General features: G+C 58.7%; 2 protein-coding genes. Both read left to right on the forward strand.

What is annotated here, in order from left to right:
• Positions 1-844 precede the first annotated feature (844 nt).
• Positions 845-1,783 carry a hypothetical protein gene (locus VSS37_RS11195; RefSeq protein WP_046536856.1) on the forward strand — a complete coding sequence of 313 codons (939 nt, stop codon included), beginning with the start codon at positions 845-847 and terminating at the stop codon, positions 1,781-1,783.
• 9 nt (positions 1,784-1,792) lie between these two features.
• The coding region (locus VSS37_RS11200) for an ATP-binding protein (RefSeq protein WP_324695249.1) at positions 1,793-2,045 on the forward strand (253 nt) is incomplete at its 3' end.

The raw sequence follows: 2,045 nt of genomic DNA on the forward strand, positions 1-2,045 counted from the left end.
ACGAGGAATCCAGTTTCATTGAATATTAGCAATTACTAATAGTGCACCAACGCCCCGAATCCGTCTACCAGAGGCGATTCGCGTCCAATTTCTGGTTTATCCACAATTTTTTGTAAAGCAAGCCACGATGAATAGGTGCGAGAGACCAGCCGACTGAAATAGCCAAGCTAAGTCTTGAGTCGCCCCTTCATCAGCGACACGACAGGCTAATGGACACCCTTAGCCGCTGACTGACCGGTAAGCAGTAAATTGCCGCCTGATCCTAGCCGGTATCCAAGGTCGGCTTCGGCCGAGAAGCCGACTGTCGACACGGTTGGCATGAAGGTCGTTTCCTGGCCGGTTCCCGACCGACACCATCCTACACCTGCTGACTGCCTTCCGGAGCATAGCGCTCGGTCAGGATCGGAAATTGACATCCCCCCAGCCGACTGACCGGTTATGGTTGATTGCTCAGGGTCAGCGTCGGCTTTGGAGAAGAATCTCCGCCGTCGGCTCCTGGCCGAAAGTTGCCATCCAGCCATTTTGCCCCACCTTCGACCTGGCTGCCACGCCGTATGTACCATGACATTTTCCAACCACGGATTGCACGGAACGGGCTATCCGCACTCTGATGCAGCCAACCGTGGATTGCACAAAACCCAGGACTATCACGTTGGTTCGCGATGGGCCGACGTGCGTGCCTTCCGGGCCGCACTGGAAACCCGCTGGTGCGTTGGTGATACCATCCAGAACCTGCACACCCGCGTTTCGCAACTGGAAGATGCCATCCGTACCGCCAGCACGCTGGAAACCCAGCGCCTCACCTATATTCTCTCGACCATCGTCTTGTTGCTAGGGTGCTTCGATGAAAGACCGCTATGCTCGCGAAGTCATCAATGGATTTCCGTATCCCGTGGCGGCCATGTTCGTCAGGTTGCGTACCGACGAATGCCTGGACCCCGGCCCGAACCGGCTCCGCTATCTGTTGAGCACCGGTGAAGCCATCACGCGCTTTCTCGGGGTCGTGAACCTGTGCCAGGCACGGAGCTTTGCCGAATCGACCGGGCACGTTCCGCCGCACGCGCTGCGCGCCGATTTCCGGCCGCGCTTCGAGCGCATCGCCTGGGGAACCTGGCTGCACCTGGCTCGGGAAAGTCTCCGCTGGCTGCTGACAGAACCGCAGGCAACGGTTCTGATCCCTGAAATGGGACGCTTCTTTTTCGATCCCCCGCCGGCCGACAGCCGGGCGGTGAAGGCGCTCGGCGAACTGCTCACCTTGCGCAACGGACTCAGCCACGACAAGATCAAGGTCATGCACGCCCATGAATTTCAGGATCTCTGCGGTCGCGCACAGGAGCACCTGGAAACCGTACTGGAAGCACTGGAGTTTCTGCTGGATTATGAATTGACCTTCATCAGCGAAATCGACGTCGAGAAACGCCGCCGGCACGAGCCTGTCTTCCGCCACCGCCTGATGAAGCTGATCGGCAATTCGGGCGATTTCGAAGGCGACCGCAACAAGCAGACCTTCCCCCTCGATTCCCATGCCGTGATCCTCAGCCATCGCGAGAGCGGGCGCCATCTCAACCTGGATCCGCTGCTGGTGTATGAAGCGAAGGCCGGCAAGGCACCCGATATTTTCTTCTACAACGGGATGAAAAACCCCGATCAGGCCGAGTACGCGGCCTGCAAGCATGGTGGAAATTTTCGCAGCGGAGATTCCGAGCGGGCCGCCAATTTGGCGGAAGAGCTGACCATCCTGTTGCAGATGTTTGGCGACACCGCGCCGTCCGCGCTGGTCTGAGGAGCCACGATGGATGAGCACGAAAGCCTGGACACCCTGTTTGCTGGGGTGGGTGCGGCAACGGAGCAGCAGCGTTCCCCCTTCAAGTTTCTCGATGCCTACGGCGTGGGGGATCGCAGCCTGTTTTTCGGGCGCGACAACGAAATCCACGATTTGTACGCCCGTTTCTATCATAGCCGGGTGCTGCTGGTTTATGGGGAATCGGGTACCGGCAAGACCTCGCTGATCGAATGCGGCCTGCGCAGCGAAATCCCCGCCGAAG

The organism is Candidatus Thiothrix phosphatis, from assembly GCF_035668035.1.
In the GTDB taxonomy this organism is placed as follows: Bacteria; Pseudomonadota; Gammaproteobacteria; order Thiotrichales; family Thiotrichaceae; genus Thiothrix; species Thiothrix phosphatis.

Excerpts from the sequence above, each read along its gene's own strand:
- VSS37_RS11195 (WP_046536856.1), top strand. The coding sequence starts at position 845 with ATGAAAGACCGCTATGCTCGCGAAGTCATCAATGGATTTCCGTATCCC.